The sequence below is a fragment of the Candidatus Thiodubiliella endoseptemdiera genome, assembly GCF_964212635.1.
In the GTDB taxonomy this organism is placed as follows: Bacteria; Pseudomonadota; Gammaproteobacteria; order PS1; family Pseudothioglobaceae; genus Thiodubiliella; species Thiodubiliella endoseptemdiera.
This window is the reverse complement of sequence record NZ_OZ156463.1, coordinates 1,597,182-1,617,254: the sequence shown is the minus strand read 5'-3', so window position 1 is coordinate 1,617,254 and position 20,073 is coordinate 1,597,182. Positions and strand designations below refer to the sequence as shown.

Below are 20,073 nucleotides of genomic sequence, written 5' to 3'. Positions count from 1 at the left end.
ATTACTTTTTAAAATGGTATTAGTTAAGCACATAGCTTGTGGATTCAAAAATACCAGTGATAATTGAGATGTAGATAATTGAGGTGATTGAGGTGCCAGAAATAATACCAATGAGAATATTTTTAAGCTTAATGTCAATGATTGAGAGAAAATAAACCAACACATTAATTGAGATACCAGGGATAAAACAGAGGGCAAAAATGATGGGGATTTCTGTGTTTTTAATTTTTTGTTCAAAATCGAGTATTTTTTGTGGTACTTTAAAGTTTAATTTATGGGAAAAATTATAAATAATGAAGCAGTAGCTGATAATGGCGATTTGAATAGCGATGAACACTTGGAGGAAGGAAAAAATATAAATGCCTGCTAACAAAAATGCCGTTCCCGGTAACAAGGTCAAACCCCTGACAATCAAAATTAGAATATAAGCAATGTATGAAACTAAAAAATATTGTGTGTTTAACAGTGTTTTTAGCATTTTGACATCAATCTCATAACCGCTAAAATAGAGATAAACTAGCCCCATAATATTAAGTGCAATAAAGCCATAAAATAAATATTTTTTATTAATATTTTTCATTGTCAAGCACTTCTAATTGGTTTAATTGATGATAAAAATCGACTAAATCTTTGGGTTTTTCGCCATATCTAGGATTGTCGTGCATTTTTAAAAAAGGACGGGAATTGAGTTCTAGAAAAATGCACGCTTGCGCTTTAAAATCAACTTCAATGCCTTGTTTACAAATGACATCAATGCCTAAAATATTGGCATCAAAAAAATGCAGTATTTTCTCTAAATCTTGTTGGTTGCTGTCCGTTAGTTTGCTTTTATCAATCACTTCAACACTAGAACCTAATTTAAGTGAGATTTTATGGTGTAGATAAACTTTTTGGTTAGACTTAGGCACGGTGGAGAGGTGCATTTTTTGCTGTTTTAGATGCTTTTTAATGGCATTATTTTTAGGGATTGGGCGGGTAATGGGGGCGAGTTGCTTTTGCTTTCTGAGTTGGTTTTCAATGTCAATTAAATGGTCGATTGTTTGCAATCCGTCGCCTATAACAAAGGGCGGGTAGCGTCGCAGGACTGACATAACACCGAATTTTGTCATTACTATACGGTAGTTTTTGCCTAGTAAATATTCTTCTATGATGCTATTTGTCCACCATTTTTTAACACCGATACTTGCTTTGGCTAATTGTGCTTTATTTTCAATGGGAAAATAGGCACCACGGGAAAACCCACCTACATTGGGCTTAATAACTAAGGGAAAACCGTATTGTTGATAAAATTGAAATGCTGAATAGGGGTTAATGAAAGTCCTGCCATTGGCGTAAGGGAGTGCATTTTCTTCAAATGCTAATCTGGCTTGTTTCTTTGAACGACAAGCACGACGCACTTCAAGTGAATTGTAATCACTACAGCCAGATAAAAAGAAGCGTGATAAAAACTGATGCAATACTTTCATTATTGCCTAACTTTGGATTGATAATGTTTGATAATTTTCCTAGAAAAAACAAAGTGATTAAAGTGATCTTTAGGGGTGGTAGCACTCACTTTAACTAAATGCTTCATATTGTCCTTAATAAATTTATATTTACTTTTCTTGGGAATGCTATTATCTAGTAAATGAATGGGAAATGGTGCGAATAAATTAATTTCAATAATATGGAAAGAACCTGACAATAATACTTCCTTAGAATCTGCTCTCAGTCCTACTCTGGCAATGCGAAAAGGGGGTAATTCTTGTAAATAGGTTTGCAGAATATCCAATTCTTTTGCGCAAAAATCGGGGGTAATGTCTTGATATATTGTGTTCTTATTGTAAATGCTATTGACTGGATAACGCTCGCCCGAATGATTAATCGACTGGGCGATATTGAGCGTGCTTAAACGGGCTTGATTATCTGCATCACGAATATAGAAAATTTCATATTCTTGTTTTTCATGTGCGGCATATTGCACAATATAAGGAATTTTTTCACTTTCTGGATTGAAATTTAAAAAATCTTGTTGATTGTCAATTTTGATAATGCCATTGGAATTTTGACCCCATTCTGGTTTTAAAAAGACGGGAAACGCTTTTGGCAAGTTGTTTTTTAAGTTGTTTTTATCCAAATAATTTTGTTCAAGACGCCACTTTTTTGGAATACGGGCATCCATATCAATTTTAGAATAAAAACCCTTGTTCTTGTTATACCACTCGGCATTAATCTGAAAATAATACCAAGGAGGAATGCCCAAGCGAATCGACCAAAAAATATAATAAAAAATCAATCTAAATGTCAAAAATTTCTCCTTTCATTGGATTGTCTGAATAATAATGTAGGCTGATGCTTTTTTGCGTTGCACTAATTTGATGAATATAATTATCCATTTTTCCTTTTATACCTTTGTTGTAACGAAACTCTCTATTATTAATTTCCCTAAATTTAAGTTCGGTTAATGCATCTTTGTCAAAACTTTTACAACTCAAAGAGCCTTCAAGTATATAAATAAAAGACTGCTCGGGGTGCCCATGAATGCGCGTTATTGCACCTTTATCCCAACACAGCAAACCCAGCCAACAATCCTTATTATCACGGATAATATTTCTGGTGTAATTACCCTTGTCAAAATATAAGTTTTTAGACTCTATTTCTTGTGCCAAGACTTTGATTTGTTCAACCGCCAAACCATGCTGTTCATTGGCCAGTAATTCACATAAGACTTTGAAATCAAACTCAGTGGTATGTCTGTAATCGTAATTTTTAATTTCTTTAAACATTGTATTTTATTGACTTTCCTGTTTCAATAATGCGATTGAATAACTCAACTAATGTCGCTTGATTGATATTAACATTACTGATTAACAGTCGAAATACCAATTTTTCTTCTATATAGGCACAAGCGAGTAAAATCTGCTCCTCTTGTAACAATCTATTGCGTAAATTTTGATTAAAAGTATTGGCGTCTTTTGCTTTAAAGCGAAAACACACATTAAACGAACTGCGTTTAACCACCATTTCTAATTCATTACTGGTATTGATAAAATCCTCGGCAAATTTTGACAACTGGTAATAATTTTCAACCCTGTCCGCAAAACCTTGTTTGCCATAAAATTTCCAATCTAAAAACCACTTTAAACTGTCCACACGACGACTGCATTGTAGAGAATTAACACCCAAATCAACTTTATTATCTCGAAAAATATAGCTATTATCGCCATCTGCACAAGTGCAGGATAATAAATTTTGATGATTTAATAATAAAAAATTACACATTAAATTGCTGCCCAGCATTTTATGAAAATCCATTGTAAAAGAATCTAATTGTTCAATACCCTTTAAAAATTTAGCTTTTAAAATTGAACTCATTACCACTGCTCCGCCCCAAGCACCATCACCATGTAACCAAAAATGGTATTTGTCTCTTAACTTAGTCAAGTGTTTAATATCATCATAAGCACCACGCACCGTTGTCCCTAAAGTGGCACAAACAAAAAAGGCGGTGCCACCCTTTTTTTGGGCGGCTCGAATGGCATCATCCAGTGCGGAAATATCCATTCCCCCCTTGTCCGTTGTCTGAATTTTAATCAAATGTTGCGTGCCGATACCCAAAATATTGGCCGCTTTATCCAATGAATAATGTGCATCGCAACTCACAAAAGCAAACAAAGGTTTCTGATTGAACAACCCTTGTTGTTTGGTGTTTTTTGCCACTTGATTGCGTGCCACCATCATTGCAATCATATTGGCATTGCTGGAACCCGTTGTCATCTGCCCTTCGCCCTGTTTAAAGCCGACACAATCAAGCATTTGCTCAAGCATATAAGCCTCCATCAAAGTGGCAACGGGTGCAGATTCAAAGGTGCAGGCAGAAGTGTTGCTCAGGGCAGTCACAATCTCGCCCACTATGGAAGGAGGATTGGCACCCGACCACATACGATTGGCAAAATTAGGGTGGCTGGTGTCAGGAGAATATTCTAAATATTGTGCTACCCAAGTGAACAATTGCTGCCAATCTTGCACACCTGATTGGTTTAAATCAAGTTGCTTGCTTAACGCCTCAATTGACTGGTAATTAACCAATGAGTTACTGGACTTCAGTTTTGTTTGTTGTCGGGTTTGTGCTATTTTTTTAAGCAGATCACTTTCTTGCATAGTGCCGCTATTTATGCTTTTTTATTTAACCAAACCAATACTAGACCTAATAACAAAATAGACAAGGCTGCATTGGCTAAACCAGCGTCGGTTTGTATTTGTCCATTTTCATTCCATTTAACCACCCATCCTAATGGGGTGAATAAATGGAAAAAGACCGCACCTGCCATTACCGATGATGCCATTAAACCGCCAATACAGTGTAATTTTTCTCTTTTTTGCCGCCATATGATAGGCGACAATAAAACCAAAGCGGTCAATAACTCAAAACCACCAACGATATAAGCACCATATTGAACAAACAACCCGCCAATTGTTTCACCTAAAAAGCCACTCATCCATGCACCCAAAGTGGTGAAAATATGCAAAGGCTCTGCTGCCCCACTGAATTTATATGGCAATGAACTTAGGAAAATATACGCCGCCCATAAGGCAATCAACCAACTCACACTAACTTTAATAATATTATTCATTTTTTACCCCTTGTTATTATAACTATTGTGCCTTATAGGCGATTTAATACTTTACCAGAATTGAGAACTTCTCTGACCATTTGTGCCGCTTCTTCGAGAGATTTTACCCGCTTAGTGTGCCATAAAACCAAACTGGCTGACAAAACCAAACCATCATAAAATAAACTTTTTTCTCCTGAAAGTGCTGCTTTCCCGAGTGAAACGGTATATTCAGCCAATGCCTCAATGTCATTTTCAGCCGTTAACCCCTCAGGAAAAGTAATTGCACGCATCTCTTGCTCAATACCGAGTGATTTAGGCTCAATATCCACACGGTTTTTTTCTTCAACACCTTGATACGATACCATTAAGCCTTTTTGACGCAAAGACGGAATTACGCCCCCCTCAACACCACGCACCAACAATGCCGTATCCATACCTGATGCATTAATCAAGTGCGCGTAAATTGGCGGATAAGGTTTATGCACATAGCCCAAAATTGCGTGTGTGGTTTTGCCTCTCAACGGAGCAATTAATGTTTCTACGGTATTAATCACGGTGCGTTTAATAATGCGATCACGCAATGACACCAAATCGTGTAACCCACTGCAATAACTGGCTTGGTCAATATAACTCCAGCCAATTGCATCGTTTTCTAATCGTGCTTTCGCCTCTGCGGTTGAGTGATCAACGCTTAACCCTAGCGCTTGATTGATATGGCGATGTGTCAATCCAAATTTTGGTGAAACGCTGTCCAATCCGTGAATGACCGTCGGCAAACCGAGTTCTGCCAAAACAGGGGGCAGGAACGATGACACGGGAATTGAGCGATTATAACCACTGTATGGGTCACCCAAATCTACCAAGTTTTCAACTGCCACCGCTTGCTTGTCGCTCTCTAACAGAATAGCAGCTAAAATACCTTCATTTTCGTCCATACTCTCGCGTTTCATTCGCAAAGCAATTAAGAAAATTGCCGATTGCACATCATCAATCTCGCCACGCAAAATAGCTTGCATACCATCTCTAGCTTCTTCAAAAGCGATATCCTTACTTAGATCTGGACCTGTGGCAATGCGTTGAATAATGGATTTTAATAATGCTTGTGAATTCATAATTGTATATATATTTGGTGATTTTTTTGTTTGACAGCGTAGGTTTGCATATTGTCTACATCGGCTTCTGAACTGTCGCCTGTGGCTAAATCAAAACTGTAACCGTGCAATGAACATTTAACGCGATTACCTTTTAAACAGCCTAATGTCAACTCAATGTCTTCGTGTGGGCAACGATTTTCTGCTGCATATAACACGCCGTTGTTTGTCGTTACAAATATTTTCTTACCTTCGATAGTGGCTTCAACCATCGTGCCTTCTTTGGGCGCGGCATCCAATACCTTAACCCACATTAAAAGTAACTCCAAACACTATTTTTATCCAATTGTGTGCTACATTGTTGTAATTGTCGCTGATAGCGTTTGGCGTTTCCTTCCACTTTTTTGGCAACGCTTATGAGCCAGTCTTTTTCCTTATAAGTTTTGCGATTAAAACCACCATGACCTTCGTGATAAGCCAAATATTGGTTATAAGCATCACGCTTACTAATTTTTGAGAGTTTCTTAGATTTGCTGATATACCAACCCACAAAATCAGCAGCATCGGCAAATTTATCACGCATTGCGTCATAATTGCCTGTGTCCTTCTGATACCATTCCCAGGTTTCCATTTTGACCTGTGCAAAACCATACGCATTGCTTGGTCTGGTCCAAGGAATAATACCAAATAAAGAATCTCTTGGTGGTCTTGCATCTGATTCAAAATGCGACTCTTGATAAATAATCGCAAGCTGCACATAAGCCGGTACGCCGTATTTTTTTTCTGATGTTTTGACTGCTTTATACCAACGAACTTCCTCGTCCATTAAAACACAAATATTATCAACCGTGATTGCGGGTGTGGAAAAACAACCTGCTAAAAATAATGGCAAAAATAACAAGGTGAGACCTTTGCATAAATAGGGATGATTAGCAAAATGACAGATTTTATTAAATTGGAAATTTTTTAAATCCACTCCTAGCAGGGCTAAGGGTGTTTTTAAAAAGTTTGTAATTTGATGAAAGATGGCGTTTTGATGATTATTCATATTTATGCAAAGGTCTCAAGGTTATTCTTTTCATTATTGCCCTAAAAAGACCTGGTAAATAACCGCCGCTTGGGTGATAAATAAAACAGCAAAAAGTCCTTTAATAACACCATTAGACAACGGCCTAGATTGGGCAGCCATTTTACCACCGCCACTTGCCAATTCAACATCTGTTGCTACCCAGCCCTTATCAGAATTTTCTACATTAAACACCACGCGAGCGCCTGTTTTTAAACGCGATTTATTAAATATATTTTTCTGATGCACAAAATACTGCTCATCATCATCCCCAGCAATAAAACCATATCCCTTTGTGCCGAACTTGGCAACCTTACCTTCCATTTTAGCCATCTTTTTCTTCCTATTTTTTATGCAAATAATATGTTGCTTTTTCAATAAAATCTACACCTGCGTGTAGATACTTTGGTTCATTTTTAATATCATTAAAACATTCTAACTGCTGATATTTAAACCTTTCAAACAGTGTATTTACCTCTGTTTCATCGACTGCAAACGGCGGTCCACTGATTTGTGCTTGCGGATAATTCAAAGTCAATAGTAACATCCGACAATTGCTTGGTATTATATCGTATAAATGTTGTGCATACTTCGTCCTTAACTCCTCAGGTAATGCGATCAATGAGGCTCTGTCATAAACGGCACTAACCACCTCCAAATGATAAGTATCAAGAGCAAAATAATCACCACAGAAAATACGGATATTCTGTCCATTATAAACCGTGAAATCACGAGCTTTCTGAACTGTATAAGGTATTGCATTCTCTTTAAAAAAAGCATCCACCGCATCCGCACTCAATTCCACGCCAATAACTTTATATCCTTGTTCAAGCAAATACACCATATCCTGACTCTTGCCACACAAAGGCACAAACACTGTCCCTGCCTTTCGCAACTGCAAACTGTCAATAAATTTCACTAGTCTCGTATTTGGTGTATCCCTATGCCACCCTGTCTCGCCGTCTTTCCAACGCTGTATCCAATCTGTCATCTTTACTCCTATATAATATGCACTATGAACATTAAACGACCAAGCCGTAAAACCATAATGCAATTTATGATGGTTATTTTAGCCATTTTTGTCATTCGTGCGTGGCAACAACAAGATTTAAGTGTTGGCATGGTGCCGAGTTTCACATCCCAAACCCTGAGTGGTCAAGTTGTGAACAGCAACCCTCTGCCCGACCAGGCTATGCTAATACACTTTTGGGCAACTTGGTGCAGTATCTGTCGATTAGAAAATGACAATATTCAAGCACTCAGCAAAGACTATAAAGTCCTCAACATCGCCATGCAATCAGGAACCAATACTGAACTCAAAAAATACGCTAACAAACACAATATGCGACTTGATAATATCATTAACGACAACTCAGGGTCTTTGGCAAAGTTATTTGGTGTTCGTGCCACACCGAGTAGTTTTTTCATTAACACCAAAGGCAAAATTCAATTTGTTGAAGTTGGCTATGTTACCACTTGGGGCTACAAACTTAGGCTTTGGTGGGCAGGATTGTGAATATTAAAGATTGGCATCCGCAAGCAGAAGCCCTGCTAAAAACCGATTCTGCCAAACAACTCAAAACCTTTTTAACCTATCAAAAACAACAAGAAATCACAATTTTTCCCCATTCTAGCAACTGGTTTAAAGCTTTTGATTTAACCCCTTTTGACCAAGTAAAAGTCGTGATTTTAGGACAAGACCCCTACCACGGCGATGGACAAGCGCAAGGATTGAGTTTTTCCGTCCCTAATGGCATAAAAATTCCACCCTCACTCAGAAATATATACCAAGAATTAGAATCAGATTTAGCTATCTCGCCCGCCCAAAGTGGCAACCTAGAACACTGGGCAAAACAAGGTGTCCTACTACTCAACAGCGTCCTAACTGTCGAAAAAAACACCCCAAACGCACATGCCAACTCAGGCTGGGTAGATTTTACCAATGGCATCATCACTCTCCTCAGCGAACAAAAAGAACACATAATTTTCCTGCTCTGGGGCGCCTATGCCCAACGCAAAACCGAACTCATCAACCCAGCTAAACACCTAATCTTGAGTGCTGCCCACCCCTCTCCATTCTCCGCCCACAAAGGTTTTTTTGGTTGCAAACACTTTTCAAAAACCAACGACTATCTTGAAAAATACAATCAACAGCCAATAGACTGGTAAAAATATCATTTGACAATAGTATAATGTTGAGACCTTTGCATAGTTAAGAGTGGATCTAAAAAATTCCAATTTAATAAAATCTGGCATTTTGCTAATCATCCCTATTTATGCAAAGGTCTCTTAGTAAACAATAAAATATAAAAATGAAACTAATAATAGACGACGCATGCTATGCCTATGACAAAATATTTGGTTCTTTTGGGGATATTGTGGCTATTGCAGGGCGAGATATTACGGCTACGACGGTGCGTGATGCAGATGTGTTGATTGTTAGGTCTCGGACTCAGGTTGATGCAGAATTGCTTGATGGTAGTTCGGTTAAATTTGTTGGCTCAACGGTGGCGGGATTAGACCATGTGGATCAGAATTATTTGCAGGTGAATGGGATTACCTTTTTTTCAGCACAAGGGTGTAATTCAATGGCGGTAGCTGAGTTTGTTATTAGCACGATTGTCAATTTAGCTGATGAATTGGGTTTTAATTATCATACAAAAACTTTAGGGATTATCGGTGTTGGTAATGTAGGCTCACGATTGGCGGCTAAGGCGGATTTATTGGGCATCAAAACTTTGCTTAATGATCCACTACGCCAAGAGCAAGGGAGTTTAGTCGATTTTGTGGATTTGAATACGGCACTCAGTGCCGATATTGTCACTTTTCACACACCATTGACTAAAGATGGCAAGTACCCGTCTTATGGGTTGCTTAATGCGAGTAACTTTCATTGTATTACCGATGAAACTATCTTGTTCAATGCTGCACGGGGTGGTGTAATTAATGAAAGTATTTGGGAGAATACACAAACCAAAGTTAATGTGATTGACTGCTGGGAAAACGAGCCTAATATCAATCAAACACTACAGAAAAGTGCTTATTTGGCCACTCCACACATCGCTGGACATTCGATTGATGCTAAATTTCAAGGTAGTTTTATGGTGTATGCAGCACTCTGTGATTTTTTGGGTGAGCAACAAGATGAAAGCATAACAAATTTAATCAATCCTGCCGTATTCAACATTGAAAAAGATACGCTCAAAGACACTCTAAATACAATCTACGACTTTAAACAAGATACTGCCGCAATTGTTGATATTAGTAACTTTGAACTTTACAGAAGAAACTATCCAATTCGTTATGAATGGCACCATTATAAGAGTGGTATTAAATTGCCAATTGCTTAACTAACCCTTGAAACAAGGCTGTTTAGAATATTTATCTAACTCGACTTCTTTATCTTTGAATAATTCTGTATTGGTAATATGATGGATGGAGACAACCTCTTTGTTGATTTTTGTCATCTTGTTTAAAGTTTGGCTTTTGCCTGTTCTAGTCATACCATGCCATTGTTCTAATAGGCGTACACTGTTGATTGGTTTTTGATTTTCTCTAGGTTGGGTTTGAATATTTACCAGCTCTTCTCGCACTTTTATTTGCGGTGTCCAAGTGGTGTCAATATTCATTTCTTGCCAGACTTCATCAGCTGTTTTAAAATCAAACCCTTCTAAATCTAATGCCTTAGCAAGCATACAGACGATTTCCCAGTCAGGTTTTGACTCTCCCGCAGGAGGTAAAAAGGCATTTTGCTCTAAATAGCGTCTTTCTGAATTTTTCATGTGCCCTGTTTTTTCTGACCAACTGCATACAGGTAAAACGATATCTGCAACTTCCGTGGTTAGGGTTTTAGTGAAATCTGAGACGATTAGATTGTCAATTTTTCGATAGTTAATCATACTGTGAACTGGATTTGTGCCCATTACCCACATTGTTTTAATTTGCTCGGTTGAAAAAAATTCAGTAGCGGTTAGGTCGCTAGTTCGAATACCGATTTCCCTTGCGCCCATCGCGTTACATTGCCCTGTTAATGACAATACGCCGCATCCGGGTTTGTTGATATTGCCTGTTTTAATATGAGCATTAATCAGTGCGTTAACTTTCTCTACTGCATCGGTTGACTGCGTCAATCCTTGCGAATAGACACTCAACGATTTCTTATTTTTGAACCATTCTTGATTGGGTAAATCATCAATAAGCTGCATATCCATTGCGGGTTCAACTTGGATAAATAAGTCTGATTTCTTTGCAGTAGTGCTTTCATAGACATCAACACAAACCACGAAGGCTTTTGATTTTTTAATATGATTAAAGACAATTGGATGACAATCTGCGGTGTTACTGCCGATGATAAAAATGGTTTCTGCCTCATAAATATCGTCATAAGAAACAGGCACAATATCATCACCATAGGCGCGTTTATTTGCTTCAACTGTAGAATACATACACAATCTGGAGTTGCTTTCAAGGTTCTTAATACCGAATGCATTGGTAAATTTCTTTGCCACATACAAATCTTCCATTAATAATTGTCCTGACAAATACAGAGCGATTTCATCTTTTGGCGTTGCAGTAAATAACGCTGCCATTTTCGCAATTGTTGTGTCCCAATCCCCTGAATTTGGCACTACCAACCTATTTTTATCGGTGCCAATAGTTTCTAATAAAGTTTGCCCTTTAATACAGAGCATACCTTTATTAACGGGCGAATTTTTATTGCCAATTAACTTCCACTCTGAGCCAACACGACTAATTTCAATGCCGCAACCGACACCACAATATGGACAAGTTGTTTTAAAACTCATAAATACCTCATTTAATAACCAACAATAATAATACAATATTAAGCGCAAAAGAAAAAGCGATTAGTAAACGATACTTTTTCAAAGCATTTTCTGGACTACTTCCCTCTTTTACCGAGAATAATGCTTGATTGGGATGTGATAAATCATACAAAAACTCGCTCAATACTTCATAACGACCTGCTCTTTTTAGATTGCAGGCTTTTTGCACTGCTCCATCAATCCAAATCGGCACATGTGGATCGTACTTTAAAATAGAGTCATACGACAATTTTTCTAATTTTTTAATGCTCAAATTTCTGTCTAATTTATCTTTATAAGGCACGCAACCCGCCAACATTTCATACACAATCGCACCCAAACTAAACTGGTCTGATGCTTGTGAAACTTCATCATTTAAAATTACTTCAGGGGCGGTGTAACCTTGCGTTCCTTGATTATTGCTGGCGTCAATTGGACTCAATAATTCTTCCACGCCAGCAATGCGTGCCGCACCAAAATCAATGAGTTTAATCTGCCCAATTTTATCAATCATAATATTTTCAGGTTTCAAATCACAGTGCAGCATTTCTTGTCTATGAAAAGCTCTGATACCACTAATAATCTGCTTAACAATACTCAGCACTACATCCATATCAGGCGATGGGTTTTCATCTATCCATTGTCTCAGCGTCTTTCCTTTAATGTATTCCATCGCATAAGCAAGGAATTTATCTTGCATATTTGATTTGTGGATTTTTACCACATTTGGACTTTGAATGCGTTGCCCAACCCATTGTTCATACATAAAATATTGCAAATATTGGGCATCGTCTTCAAAATTAATAGATGGTGTTTTCAACGCCACTAATTCGCTGGTAGTGATATTTTTTGCCAAATACAATTGAATTTTTGCCGTTGATACTAACAATGATTCTATCTCAAAACCATTAATTTTCATACCTTTTTCTAAATCGGGTGGCACGGGTTTTTGCGTCAATTCATCAAATACCTCGTTCAAATTTTTCTCAGGCAATTGTTCTACTTGACAAATCATTGCTGAAATATTGTCTTTAGAACCTGCTTTTAATGCTTGTTCAACCAAATCTTCACAACTGCATTTTTCACCCAAACTCTGTTGCAACTCTTCTTTACGCAACACATCATGCACGCCATCAGTCGTTAATAAAAACAAATCCTGCGGCTGTATGTCAAAAGTTTGATAATCAACGCTGACTTTTAAATCAAATCCGATGGCTCTTGATAAATAAGTTTTTTCTTTGTTGACATTCAGCACATGGTCTTGGGTAAGTTGCGTTAAAACCCCATTACGATAACAATAAATACGAGAATCGCCCACATGAAAAATATGTGCAGTATTGGATTTAACAATCAAAATACTCAGCGTGGATAACATTGAGGACTCTTCCCCAGCACGCATAGACTGCGAATAGAGCCAATTATTCAACGCTGAAATTACCTTGATAGCCGCATGTTCGGTACCCCAAGAATCTGGCGTGGCATAATAATCACTCAGAAAACTCTTAACACAACAACTGCTGGCTTCTTTTGCCCTTGCCGACGCACTCACACCATCTGCCATCACGCTGGCAATGCCTTTGTATTCTAACGCTTGGTCATCGGGTGTGTAATAAGCACAATTGTCCTGATTTTCAGGTTTAACACCTGCGATAGAATGAGAATTAATGGTGAGTTTAAGTGATTGCATTTTATTTAGCGTGTCTTAATTGACCTTAATAACCTCGACAGTGCCGTCATCTAAAATTTCCGTCATATGCCCTTTTGGCTCTTCTAAAAACACCACAATCAAGGTCAAAACCACCCCACTCACCAACCCAATCAACATAAAAAACTGGTCGTAATCCACTAAAGAGTTTGCCGTTAAAAACATCACTGCACCAACATTACCAAACGCACCTGTCATCCCTGCAATCTGCCCCGTAAGCCGTCTTTGAATTAACGGCACCATTGCAAATATCGCACCTGAACCTGCTTTGGAAAAGATACCGCCAGCAATGGTTAAAAGGATAACCGAATAAATAGACCATTCTTTTTCCACAGTGCCCAACGCCAAAAAACTCAAAGCAACGCCTGAAAAAGTAACGATTAAAATAATTTTCCTACCAAATTTATCACTCAAATAACCGCCACCAGGGCGTGCAAATAAATTGATAAACGGATAAATGCCCGCCAATAGAGCCGCATAAATTTTATCCAATCCGAACCAATCAACATAAAACATTGCTAAAATTGAAACCACGGCCAATTCTGTGCCAAAAGTAACAAAATACGCCCAATTTAAAATAGCCACTTGCTTAAATTTATATTGATGTTGTTTGGGTACACTGGCTTTTAAATGTTGTGCATTTAACTGCCAAGTTCTCAATGTCTGCACAATAAAAAGAGCGGCCAAAGTGGCAAAAACACTTAACGCCAGCGTGGCTGAAATCATCTCTATATCCCTCAATTTCCAAGTCATTAACGACAAAGCAAGATACAAAGGCACATTCATTGCAATATATAACGCCAAATCTGCATAACTGCTGACCTCCATTGCACCCGATTTTTTCGGCTTAAAATATGTCGAACCCTTTGGTGTATTGGTTACATTAAAGTAATAAAAAACACCGTAAGCAATCGCCACCACACTGGCAGCAGTAATCGCATAACGCCAACCATCAACCCCTGCAAAACTGCTGGCAATAAAAGGCAAAGTCATCGCCGCACCGGCAGACCCAAAATTACCCCAGCCACCATAAATACCCTGTGCTACGCCCGTTTGTTTGGCGGGAAACCACTCAGAAATCAGGCGAATACCCACCACAAAACCCGCACCAATAAAGCCCGATAAAAAGCGTAATAATGCCAATTGTTCATAAGTTTGCATCCAACTAAACGCAATGGAAACTAAACCGCCTAAAATTAAAATGCTAGAAAACATAATCTTAGGCCCGAACTTATCCACCAACATTCCCACCACAATCCTAGCTGGAATTGTCATTGCCACATTCAAAATTAATAAAACTTTGGCTTGTTGTTCGGTGAGTGATAACGCCTCACGAATAAACGGCATCATCGGCCCAAGACTGAGCCACACCACAAAGGTCATAAAAAAAGCAAACCAAGTTAGATGTAAAATCCGATACTTGCCTTTAAATGAAAATAGCGTTAATTTATCTTGCATCATCTTATTATCTATTGCCCTATTATTCTTGCTGCGTCCTTTACGCCGATTGCCTATGGTCAGTCGTTACCCACGGATTTTTAACCGTCTTAGGCAACGCATCCGCCCATTTTTTAATCTGCTCAGGTGTGTCTAATTGCGATTGGATATAATCCAAACCCACGCGTTCCTCAAAATGCATCACCCGCTCAAGATAATTCGCCTCAATACGATACAATTGCACAAACGCCTTCAAATATTCCACCACATCCGCTTCCTTTTCAAAAAAACGGTCTTTCAAACACGCTTTAGTGCGAATACCACACGCACCTGCCACATGAATTTCATAACCCTTTTCCGTGCAAATAACACCGAAATCTTTAATCGTCGATTCCGCACAATTGCGTGGGCAACCACTCACACCCATTTTAAATTTATGCGGCATAAAATGCGACCAAACCGCATCCTCCATCTTCACCGACAAACCCATTGAATCCTGCGTGCCCATCATACAATGCTCAGTGCCAACGCAAGATTTACAAGTTCTAGTCGCCTTACCATACGCATAACCCGACGCCATACCCGCCGCCGCAATCTCATCCCACATATCGTTTAAATTCTCCTTAGGAATACCGAGTAAATCAATGCGTTGCCCACCCGTTACCTTAACCGTTGGCACCTCATATTTAACCGCAATCTCTGCCAATGATTTGAGCTCTGCCGGCGTGGTCAAACCACCCTGCATTTGAGGCACAATAGAATAAGTACCATCTCGTTGCTTATTGGCGTGCATTTTTTCATTATGCGGTCGCTCCGCATCATTATGCACATACGACGCATTAAATTGCGAGGATAAATAATAATTAATTGCCGCACCACAAGCATCACAAACATCAGTGAAATCCATTGCCAAACGCACTTCGTCAATGCTTTTAACCGTATCAAGCGCTCTAATATAATGTCGCACCTCCTCCGTTGAATGCGTACTACAATCACAAAGCGTGTCCTTGGTCACCAATTCTGCCCCCGACACAAAACTGAATATTTGCTTAGCCACCGACTCACAACCGCCACAACCTGTGGCACAGCCCGTCTCCTCTTGCACCGCTTTAAACGAATCACAACCCCCTACAACAGCAGAGACAATATCGCCCTTAGTAACCCCCATACAACCACAAACCTGCTCATCATCTGCCATTTTTTCAACACCACCTGCCCCTGCACTGGCTGCATCAACACCAATATCGCCAAACAACAAAGTTTTACGCATATCGGTAATATCCGTTTGTTTTTTAATCAAATCAAAATAAAATAACCCATCGGTAGAATCGCCAAACAATACCGCACCAACCAATTTATTACCCCGAATAGACAATCGTTTGCGTGTATTTAACGCATGATCTTTAGAACACATCACCTCATCATCTGCATTCGCAAATTCACCCGCCGAAAACACATCCACCCCAGAAATCTTTAACTTAGTTGAAATATCCGACCCCGTATATATATGATGCGACACCTCACACACCTGCTCAGCACAAACACGCGCCTGCTCAAACAACGGTGCCACCAAACCATACGACATACCACGGTGCTTAATACACTCGCCAACCGAATAAATCGCAGGGTCAGAAGTCATCATCGTATCATTCACAACAATCCCCCGATTCGTTTGCAAACCAATCTCACTCGCCAACGCATCATTCGGCACAATACCCACCGACATCACCACCATATCGGTTGCCATCGTTGACCCATCCTCAAATTCTATTGACTCCACTTTACCACTGCCTTTAATATGAGTGGTAATCGCACCCAATTTAAAAACAATATTTTTCTCCTCCAATACCTTCTGCAACAAGTCACCTGACGACGAATCTAACTGCATATTCATAATAGAATCCATATTGCCAATCACCGTTACCTCAAAGCCCAATTCATTCAGTCCATTCGCCGCTTCCAGCCCCAATAAACCCGTGCCAATCACAGCCACTTTTTTACCCTTCGCCGCATTCTCCTGCATATATTCAACATCATAAATGTCTCTAAACGAAACCACACCCTCCAACTCCTTACCTGGTAACGGCAAAATAAACGGCGTCGAACCCGTACACAATACAAGACGGTTATAATCCAAGGCACTACACTCACCCTCATCATTTTGAACCGTCACACTTTTACCCTTCCTATCAATCGCCGTTACCGTGCAACCCGGTTTAAAAGTAATATTATTTGTCGCAAAATAATCCTCGTTATGCGTCTTAATTTCATCAAAAGTTTTCTCCCCCGATAAAACTGGCGATAACATAATGCGGTTATACGGCAACACCGTCTCCGCACCAATAATCGTGATTTGATACATCGTCGGATCAATCTTCAACATCTCATCCACCACCTTCATTGCACTCATTCCCGAACCTACTACCACCAATTTTTTCATTTTTCTTTCCTATTGTTAGAGACCTTTGCATAAATATGAATAATCATCAAAACGCCATCTTTCATCAAATTACAAACTTTTTAAAAACACCCTTAGCCCTGCTAGGAGTGGATTTAAAAAATTTCCAATTTAATAAAATCTGTCATTTTGCTAATCATCCCTATTTATGCAAAGGTCTCTGTTAAATAATAAAAAAAAGCCAGTTAAAAAATCGTCATGACAACAATCTTCTAACTGGCTTCAATACCTTGTTAATTCACCTCACTACCTTTGAGCTGATTAAAAAAAAACGCTTATTCGGTCCTCAAAAAAAAATGAAACCAAATAAACGCCAATGTTTGTTTTACTACCCATCGTTGGATAGTCATAAATCTATTATACCTTATCAAACCTTTGCGTAATTATGATTGATTAGCAAAAATTGACAAGGTTCGACCTTGTCAAGATAAAAAATCCACCTCATTTAGACGGGATTTTTATATTTTCAATGATGTCGTTATCCAGTCTAGAAACGAATAATTCATCGCTTTGCGCTGCTACTCGTGAGTGTATTATTGGAGACCTTTGCATAAATAGGGATGATTAGCAAAATGACAGATTTTATTAAATTGGAAATTTTTTAAATCCACTCCTAGCAGGGCTAAGGGTGTTTTTAAAAAGTTTGTAATTTGATGAAAGATGGCGTTTTGATGATTATTCATATTTATGCAAAGGTCTCATTACATATTCTTCCCTTCCTTCAAGTTTTTAATTTTTTTTGGGTTTTTAGATAAATCAATATGAATAGGGTCACTATCTGAACTGCCATTTAATAATATTGATAAAATAACCTTATGGATAAAATAAGAATTCAAAAAAATGACTTTGATATAGGTACCGAAGTTGCTCTCGCTAAAAATAATGACAGTAACATTGGTGCTACTGTCAGTTTTGTTGGTTTTGTGCGTGATTTAGAAAATACACTTATTAAAAAAATGACACTTGAGCATTACCCAAAGATGACTGAAAAAGCCCTTTCATCCATTGTCAATCAAGCACATGAGCGTTGGGAATTAGGTAATATCACTGTCATTCACCGTATTGGCGACCTGTGTTCCAACGAACAAATTGTCTTGGTAATTACCAACAGCAAACATCGAAAATCTGCTTTCGAATCTTGCGAATTTATCATGGACTACCTAAAAACCCAAGCACCTTTCTGGAAAAAAGAATACACTAAAAATAAAAGCATGTGGGTCAGTGTTAAGGACAGTGATAACAAACAAAAAGATCGTTGGACCCGTTCAACACCATAAAATTTTACTAAATAATATGAGACCTTTGCATAAATAGGGATGATTAGCAAAATGACAGATTTTATTAAATTGGAAATTTTTTAAATCCACTCCTAGCAGGGCTAAGGGTGTTTTTAAAAAGTTTGTAATTTGATGAAAGATGGCGTTTTGATGATTATTCATATTTATGCAAAGGTCTCAATATGCGTAAAATCAGGGCTTAAATTATGCCAAGTGAATTTTTGATTGAAGAATTTAGAATGTCGCCAGTGATTATATTAGCACCAGTTTTGTTAATGCTTTGCACACTTATGTTATTGTCAAATATGTGGGCTATGTGATACAATCAATAGAATAACTTAATTATAAACCGACTAAATCTATTATGAATAATCAACAAGTTGATTGCGACTGTGATACAGTGCCACAACCCTTACTCTCTGTTGACAAAGCCTTAGAAATCTTAACAAGTTCTATTAAAGTTACTAATGACACTCAATTAATAGCACTTGATGATGCTTTAGGCAGGGTTTTAGCGACGGATATTTGTTCGGATATTGCAGTGCCAGGATTTGATAATTCAGCAATGGATGGTTATGCAATTCATCTGCAAGAAGAGCAGATTAATACATCAGGTGGGTTTGTATTTGAAATTACTGACCGCATTGCCGCAGGAAATATGGGCAATACACTCTTACCTGGCTGTGCAGCACGGATTTTTACAGGGGCACCGACACCAAAAGGGGCAAATACGGTGATGGCACAGGAAGAATGTGAGTTGATTGATGATAGCACTAAGATTGAAATTTATCGACCAATTGCATTAAATGAAAATATTCGTCCATTGGGGAATGATATTCAATTAGGCGATATGATTTTGCCAAAAGGTAAGCAACTAAAGCCGCAGGATATTGCATTGGCTGCGTCTGTGGGTGTGGGAGAGTTAAAAGTATTTAAACAAATTAAGGTTGGGATTTTTTTTACAGGAGATGAGTTGATTGAGCCTGGGAATACTTTAAAGCAAGGGAAAATTTTTAATTCTAATCGTTACTCTTTGGTGGCAATGCTGAATAAACTTGGCTGTGAGGTCATTAATCTTGGTAATATTAAAGATTCATTTGATGCGACTTGTGATGCGTTGAAAAGATTGCAATCGAAGTGTGATTTAATTATAACCACGGGAGGCGTATCAGTTGGTGAAGAAGACTATGTGAAGCCCGCAGTGGAAAAATTGGGTAAATTAGATTTATGGCGAATTAAAGTAAAACCAGGAAAACCGTTGGCTTTTGGGCATATTGATAATACTGCATTTATTGGATTACCAGGCAATCCTGTGTCAGCAATGGTAACTTTTTTCTTATTTGTCCAGCCTTTTATTAAAAAAATGCAGGGAATAAATTCATATCAAAATCAAGCGATGCAAGTGCAATGTGGTTTTGATTGGCACCGACCGAGACCACGACGCGAGTTTGTCAGAGTCCGATTAAATCATTCAACAGTACCTATTTCCGCTGAACTTTATTCCAAGCAAGGTTCGGATGTTTTAAGTTCGATGGTTTGGGCGGATGGTCTGATTGAAGTGCCAGAAGATAGTGCTTTTTCACAAGGTAAAATACTTAATTATTATTCATTGACTTAAAAA

The 20,073-nt window shown here is 38.4% G+C and carries 23 protein-coding genes; 6 read left to right on the top strand and 17 right to left on the bottom strand.

The annotated features are described in order from the left end of the window. Window positions 1-19: 19 nt before the first annotated feature. From AB8525_RS08845 to AB8525_RS08795, 11 genes are read right to left on the bottom strand one after another with little or no spacing between them, the layout of a single operon-like run. Complete coding sequence (locus AB8525_RS08845; protein WP_369151044.1) at window positions 20-580, bottom strand: hypothetical protein; 561 nt, start codon at window positions 578-580, stop codon at window positions 20-22. Next, window positions 567-1,466, bottom strand: a complete 900-nt coding sequence (locus AB8525_RS08840) for a cyanophycin synthetase (RefSeq protein ID WP_369177458.1) — start codon at window positions 1,464-1,466, stop codon at window positions 567-569. The genes AB8525_RS08845 and AB8525_RS08840 overlap by 14 nt, the downstream gene beginning before the upstream one ends. Then, window positions 1,466-2,287, bottom strand: coding sequence for a hypothetical protein (locus AB8525_RS08835; RefSeq protein ID WP_369177456.1), 822 nt, complete (start codon window positions 2,285-2,287; stop codon window positions 1,466-1,468). The genes AB8525_RS08840 and AB8525_RS08835 overlap by 1 nt, the downstream gene beginning before the upstream one ends. Continuing rightward, window positions 2,277-2,765 (bottom strand): hypothetical protein, encoded by a 489-nt coding sequence (locus AB8525_RS08830; protein WP_369151040.1) that lies wholly within the window; start codon window positions 2,763-2,765, stop codon window positions 2,277-2,279. Before AB8525_RS08830 ends, AB8525_RS08835 begins: the two co-directional genes overlap by 11 nt. Next, window positions 2,758-4,140 (bottom strand): aspartate aminotransferase family protein, encoded by a 1,383-nt coding sequence (locus AB8525_RS08825; protein ID WP_369177454.1) that lies wholly within the window; start codon window positions 4,138-4,140, stop codon window positions 2,758-2,760. The genes AB8525_RS08830 and AB8525_RS08825 overlap by 8 nt, the downstream gene beginning before the upstream one ends. 11 nt (window positions 4,141-4,151) lie before the next feature. Further along, entirely contained in the window at window positions 4,152-4,613 is a 462-nt protein-coding gene (locus AB8525_RS08820) for a hypothetical protein (RefSeq protein WP_369177453.1), read from the bottom strand. A gap of 32 nt (window positions 4,614-4,645) precedes the next feature. Next, window positions 4,646-5,707 carry an anthranilate phosphoribosyltransferase gene (locus AB8525_RS08815; RefSeq protein WP_369177452.1) on the bottom strand — a complete coding sequence of 354 codons (1,062 nt, stop codon included), beginning with the start codon at window positions 5,705-5,707 and terminating at the stop codon, window positions 4,646-4,648. Further along, on the bottom strand, window positions 5,704-6,000 hold the full coding sequence (locus tag AB8525_RS08810; RefSeq protein ID WP_369151032.1) for a Rieske (2Fe-2S) protein: 297 nt from the start codon (window positions 5,998-6,000) through the stop codon (window positions 5,704-5,706). The genes AB8525_RS08815 and AB8525_RS08810 overlap by 4 nt, the downstream gene beginning before the upstream one ends. Further along, window positions 6,000-6,734, bottom strand: a complete 735-nt coding sequence (locus tag AB8525_RS08805) for a transglycosylase SLT domain-containing protein (protein WP_369177450.1) — start codon at window positions 6,732-6,734, stop codon at window positions 6,000-6,002. The genes AB8525_RS08810 and AB8525_RS08805 overlap by 1 nt, the downstream gene beginning before the upstream one ends. A 33-nt stretch (window positions 6,735-6,767) precedes the next feature. After that, entirely contained in the window at window positions 6,768-7,085 is a 318-nt protein-coding gene (locus AB8525_RS08800; RefSeq protein WP_369177448.1) for a cold-shock protein, read from the bottom strand. A gap of 10 nt (window positions 7,086-7,095) precedes the next feature. Continuing rightward, window positions 7,096-7,743, bottom strand: a complete 648-nt coding sequence (locus AB8525_RS08795; protein WP_369151026.1) for a thiopurine S-methyltransferase — start codon at window positions 7,741-7,743, stop codon at window positions 7,096-7,098. A 24-nt stretch (window positions 7,744-7,767) separates the two neighbouring features. On the opposite strand from AB8525_RS08795, the gene AB8525_RS08790 reads away from it, so the two are divergent. The 3 genes from AB8525_RS08790 (at window position 7,768) to AB8525_RS08780 (ending at window position 10,102) form a co-directional block, all read left to right on the top strand. Next, the gene (locus tag AB8525_RS08790) at window positions 7,768-8,268 is read left to right on the top strand and encodes a redoxin domain-containing protein (RefSeq protein ID WP_369177446.1); all 501 of its coding nucleotides are present in this window, start codon (window positions 7,768-7,770) and stop codon (window positions 8,266-8,268) included. Next, window positions 8,265-8,921 (top strand): uracil-DNA glycosylase, encoded by a 657-nt coding sequence (gene ung, locus AB8525_RS08785; protein ID WP_369177444.1) that lies wholly within the window; start codon window positions 8,265-8,267, stop codon window positions 8,919-8,921. Before AB8525_RS08790 ends, ung begins: the two co-directional genes overlap by 4 nt. A gap of 143 nt (window positions 8,922-9,064) precedes the next feature. Continuing rightward, on the top strand, window positions 9,065-10,102 hold the full coding sequence (locus tag AB8525_RS08780) for a 4-phosphoerythronate dehydrogenase (protein ID WP_369177442.1): 1,038 nt from the start codon (window positions 9,065-9,067) through the stop codon (window positions 10,100-10,102). Here AB8525_RS08780 and AB8525_RS08775 read toward each other — a convergent pair whose 3' ends face one another. Genes AB8525_RS08775 through nirB form a run of 4 tightly spaced genes read right to left on the bottom strand, consistent with a single transcriptional unit; the run spans window position 10,103 to window position 17,157 of the window. Continuing rightward, window positions 10,103-11,557 carry a molybdopterin-dependent oxidoreductase gene (locus tag AB8525_RS08775; RefSeq protein WP_369151018.1) on the bottom strand — a complete coding sequence of 485 codons (1,455 nt, stop codon included), beginning with the start codon at window positions 11,555-11,557 and terminating at the stop codon, window positions 10,103-10,105. It abuts the gene before it with no gap. A gap of 7 nt (window positions 11,558-11,564) precedes the next feature. Then, on the bottom strand, window positions 11,565-13,262 hold the full coding sequence (locus tag AB8525_RS08770; protein ID WP_369177440.1) for a protein kinase domain-containing protein: 1,698 nt from the start codon (window positions 13,260-13,262) through the stop codon (window positions 11,565-11,567). Window positions 13,263-13,277: 15 nt separating this feature from the next. Continuing rightward, window positions 13,278-14,738, bottom strand: coding sequence for an MFS transporter (locus AB8525_RS08765; RefSeq protein WP_369179055.1), 1,461 nt, complete (start codon window positions 14,736-14,738; stop codon window positions 13,278-13,280). 40 nt (window positions 14,739-14,778) lie between these two features. Then, window positions 14,779-17,157 (bottom strand): nitrite reductase large subunit NirB, encoded by a 2,379-nt coding sequence (gene nirB / locus AB8525_RS08760; protein ID WP_369177438.1) that lies wholly within the window; start codon window positions 17,155-17,157, stop codon window positions 14,779-14,781. Window positions 17,158-17,192: 35 nt separating this feature from the next. Here nirB and AB8525_RS08755 point away from each other — a divergent pair, with 35 nt between their 5' ends. After that, window positions 17,193-17,342, top strand: coding sequence for a hypothetical protein (locus tag AB8525_RS08755; protein ID WP_369151015.1), 150 nt, complete (start codon window positions 17,193-17,195; stop codon window positions 17,340-17,342). Window positions 17,343-17,708: 366 nt separating this feature from the next. On the opposite strand, the gene AB8525_RS08750 is transcribed toward AB8525_RS08755, so the two are convergent. Continuing rightward, window positions 17,709-17,858, bottom strand: coding sequence for a hypothetical protein (locus AB8525_RS08750; RefSeq protein WP_369150113.1), 150 nt, complete (start codon window positions 17,856-17,858; stop codon window positions 17,709-17,711). A 132-nt stretch (window positions 17,859-17,990) separates the two neighbouring features. Between AB8525_RS08750 and AB8525_RS08745 the strand changes: the two genes are divergently transcribed. Then, window positions 17,991-18,452: a molybdenum cofactor biosynthesis protein MoaE gene (locus AB8525_RS08745; protein ID WP_369151013.1), complete on the top strand. Its 462-nt coding sequence runs from the start codon at window positions 17,991-17,993 to the stop codon at window positions 18,450-18,452. Here the strand turns inward: AB8525_RS08745 and AB8525_RS08740 are convergent. Next, complete coding sequence (locus AB8525_RS08740; RefSeq protein ID WP_369151012.1) at window positions 18,441-18,614, bottom strand: hypothetical protein; 174 nt, start codon at window positions 18,612-18,614, stop codon at window positions 18,441-18,443. The two genes, AB8525_RS08745 and AB8525_RS08740, sit on opposite strands and share 12 nt — an antisense overlap. 202 nt (window positions 18,615-18,816) lie before the next feature. On the opposite strand from AB8525_RS08740, the gene glp reads away from it, so the two are divergent. Then, window positions 18,817-20,070 (top strand): gephyrin-like molybdotransferase Glp, encoded by a 1,254-nt coding sequence (glp, locus tag AB8525_RS08735; protein WP_369177437.1) that lies wholly within the window; start codon window positions 18,817-18,819, stop codon window positions 20,068-20,070. The last annotated feature ends 3 nt before the right edge of the window (window positions 20,071-20,073 follow it).

Bases quoted from the DNA above. Each gene is read 5' to 3' on its own strand.
- AB8525_RS08845 (WP_369151044.1), bottom strand. From the start codon at position 580: ATGAAAAATATTAATAAAAAATATTTATTTTATGGCTTTATTGCACTT.
- AB8525_RS08840 (WP_369177458.1), bottom strand. From the start codon at position 1,466: ATGAAAGTATTGCATCAGTTTTTATCACGCTTCTTTTTATCTGGCTGT.
- AB8525_RS08830 (WP_369151040.1), bottom strand. From the start codon at position 2,765: ATGTTTAAAGAAATTAAAAATTACGATTACAGACATACCACTGAGTTT.
- AB8525_RS08825 (WP_369177454.1), bottom strand. From the start codon at position 4,140: ATGCAAGAAAGTGATCTGCTTAAAAAAATAGCACAAACCCGACAACAA.
- AB8525_RS08820 (WP_369177453.1), bottom strand. From the start codon at position 4,613: ATGAATAATATTATTAAAGTTAGTGTGAGTTGGTTGATTGCCTTATGG.
- AB8525_RS08815 (WP_369177452.1), bottom strand. From the start codon at position 5,707: ATGAATTCACAAGCATTATTAAAATCCATTATTCAACGCATTGCCACA.
- AB8525_RS08810 (WP_369151032.1), bottom strand. From the start codon at position 6,000: ATGTGGGTTAAGGTATTGGATGCCGCGCCCAAAGAAGGCACGATGGTT.
- AB8525_RS08805 (WP_369177450.1), bottom strand. From the start codon at position 6,734: ATGAATAATCATCAAAACGCCATCTTTCATCAAATTACAAACTTTTTA.
- AB8525_RS08800 (WP_369177448.1), bottom strand. From the start codon at position 7,085: ATGGCTAAAATGGAAGGTAAGGTTGCCAAGTTCGGCACAAAGGGATAT.
- AB8525_RS08795 (WP_369151026.1), bottom strand. From the start codon at position 7,743: ATGACAGATTGGATACAGCGTTGGAAAGACGGCGAGACAGGGTGGCAT.
- AB8525_RS08790 (WP_369177446.1), top strand. From the start codon at position 7,768: ATGAACATTAAACGACCAAGCCGTAAAACCATAATGCAATTTATGATG.
- AB8525_RS08780 (WP_369177442.1), top strand. From the start codon at position 9,065: ATGAAACTAATAATAGACGACGCATGCTATGCCTATGACAAAATATTT.
- AB8525_RS08775 (WP_369151018.1), bottom strand. From the start codon at position 11,557: ATGAGTTTTAAAACAACTTGTCCATATTGTGGTGTCGGTTGCGGCATT.
- AB8525_RS08770 (WP_369177440.1), bottom strand. From the start codon at position 13,262: ATGCAATCACTTAAACTCACCATTAATTCTCATTCTATCGCAGGTGTT.
- AB8525_RS08765 (WP_369179055.1), bottom strand. From the start codon at position 14,738: ATGCAAGATAAATTAACGCTATTTTCATTTAAAGGCAAGTATCGGATT.
- nirB (WP_369177438.1), bottom strand. From the start codon at position 17,157: ATGAAAAAATTGGTGGTAGTAGGTTCGGGAATGAGTGCAATGAAGGTG.
- AB8525_RS08755 (WP_369151015.1), top strand. From the start codon at position 17,193: ATGAATAATCATCAAAACGCCATCTTTCATCAAATTACAAACTTTTTA.
- AB8525_RS08750 (WP_369150113.1), bottom strand. From the start codon at position 17,858: ATGAATAATCATCAAAACGCCATCTTTCATCAAATTACAAACTTTTTA.
- AB8525_RS08745 (WP_369151013.1), top strand. From the start codon at position 17,991: ATGGATAAAATAAGAATTCAAAAAAATGACTTTGATATAGGTACCGAA.
- AB8525_RS08740 (WP_369151012.1), bottom strand. From the start codon at position 18,614: ATGAATAATCATCAAAACGCCATCTTTCATCAAATTACAAACTTTTTA.
- glp (WP_369177437.1), top strand. From the start codon at position 18,817: ATGAATAATCAACAAGTTGATTGCGACTGTGATACAGTGCCACAACCC.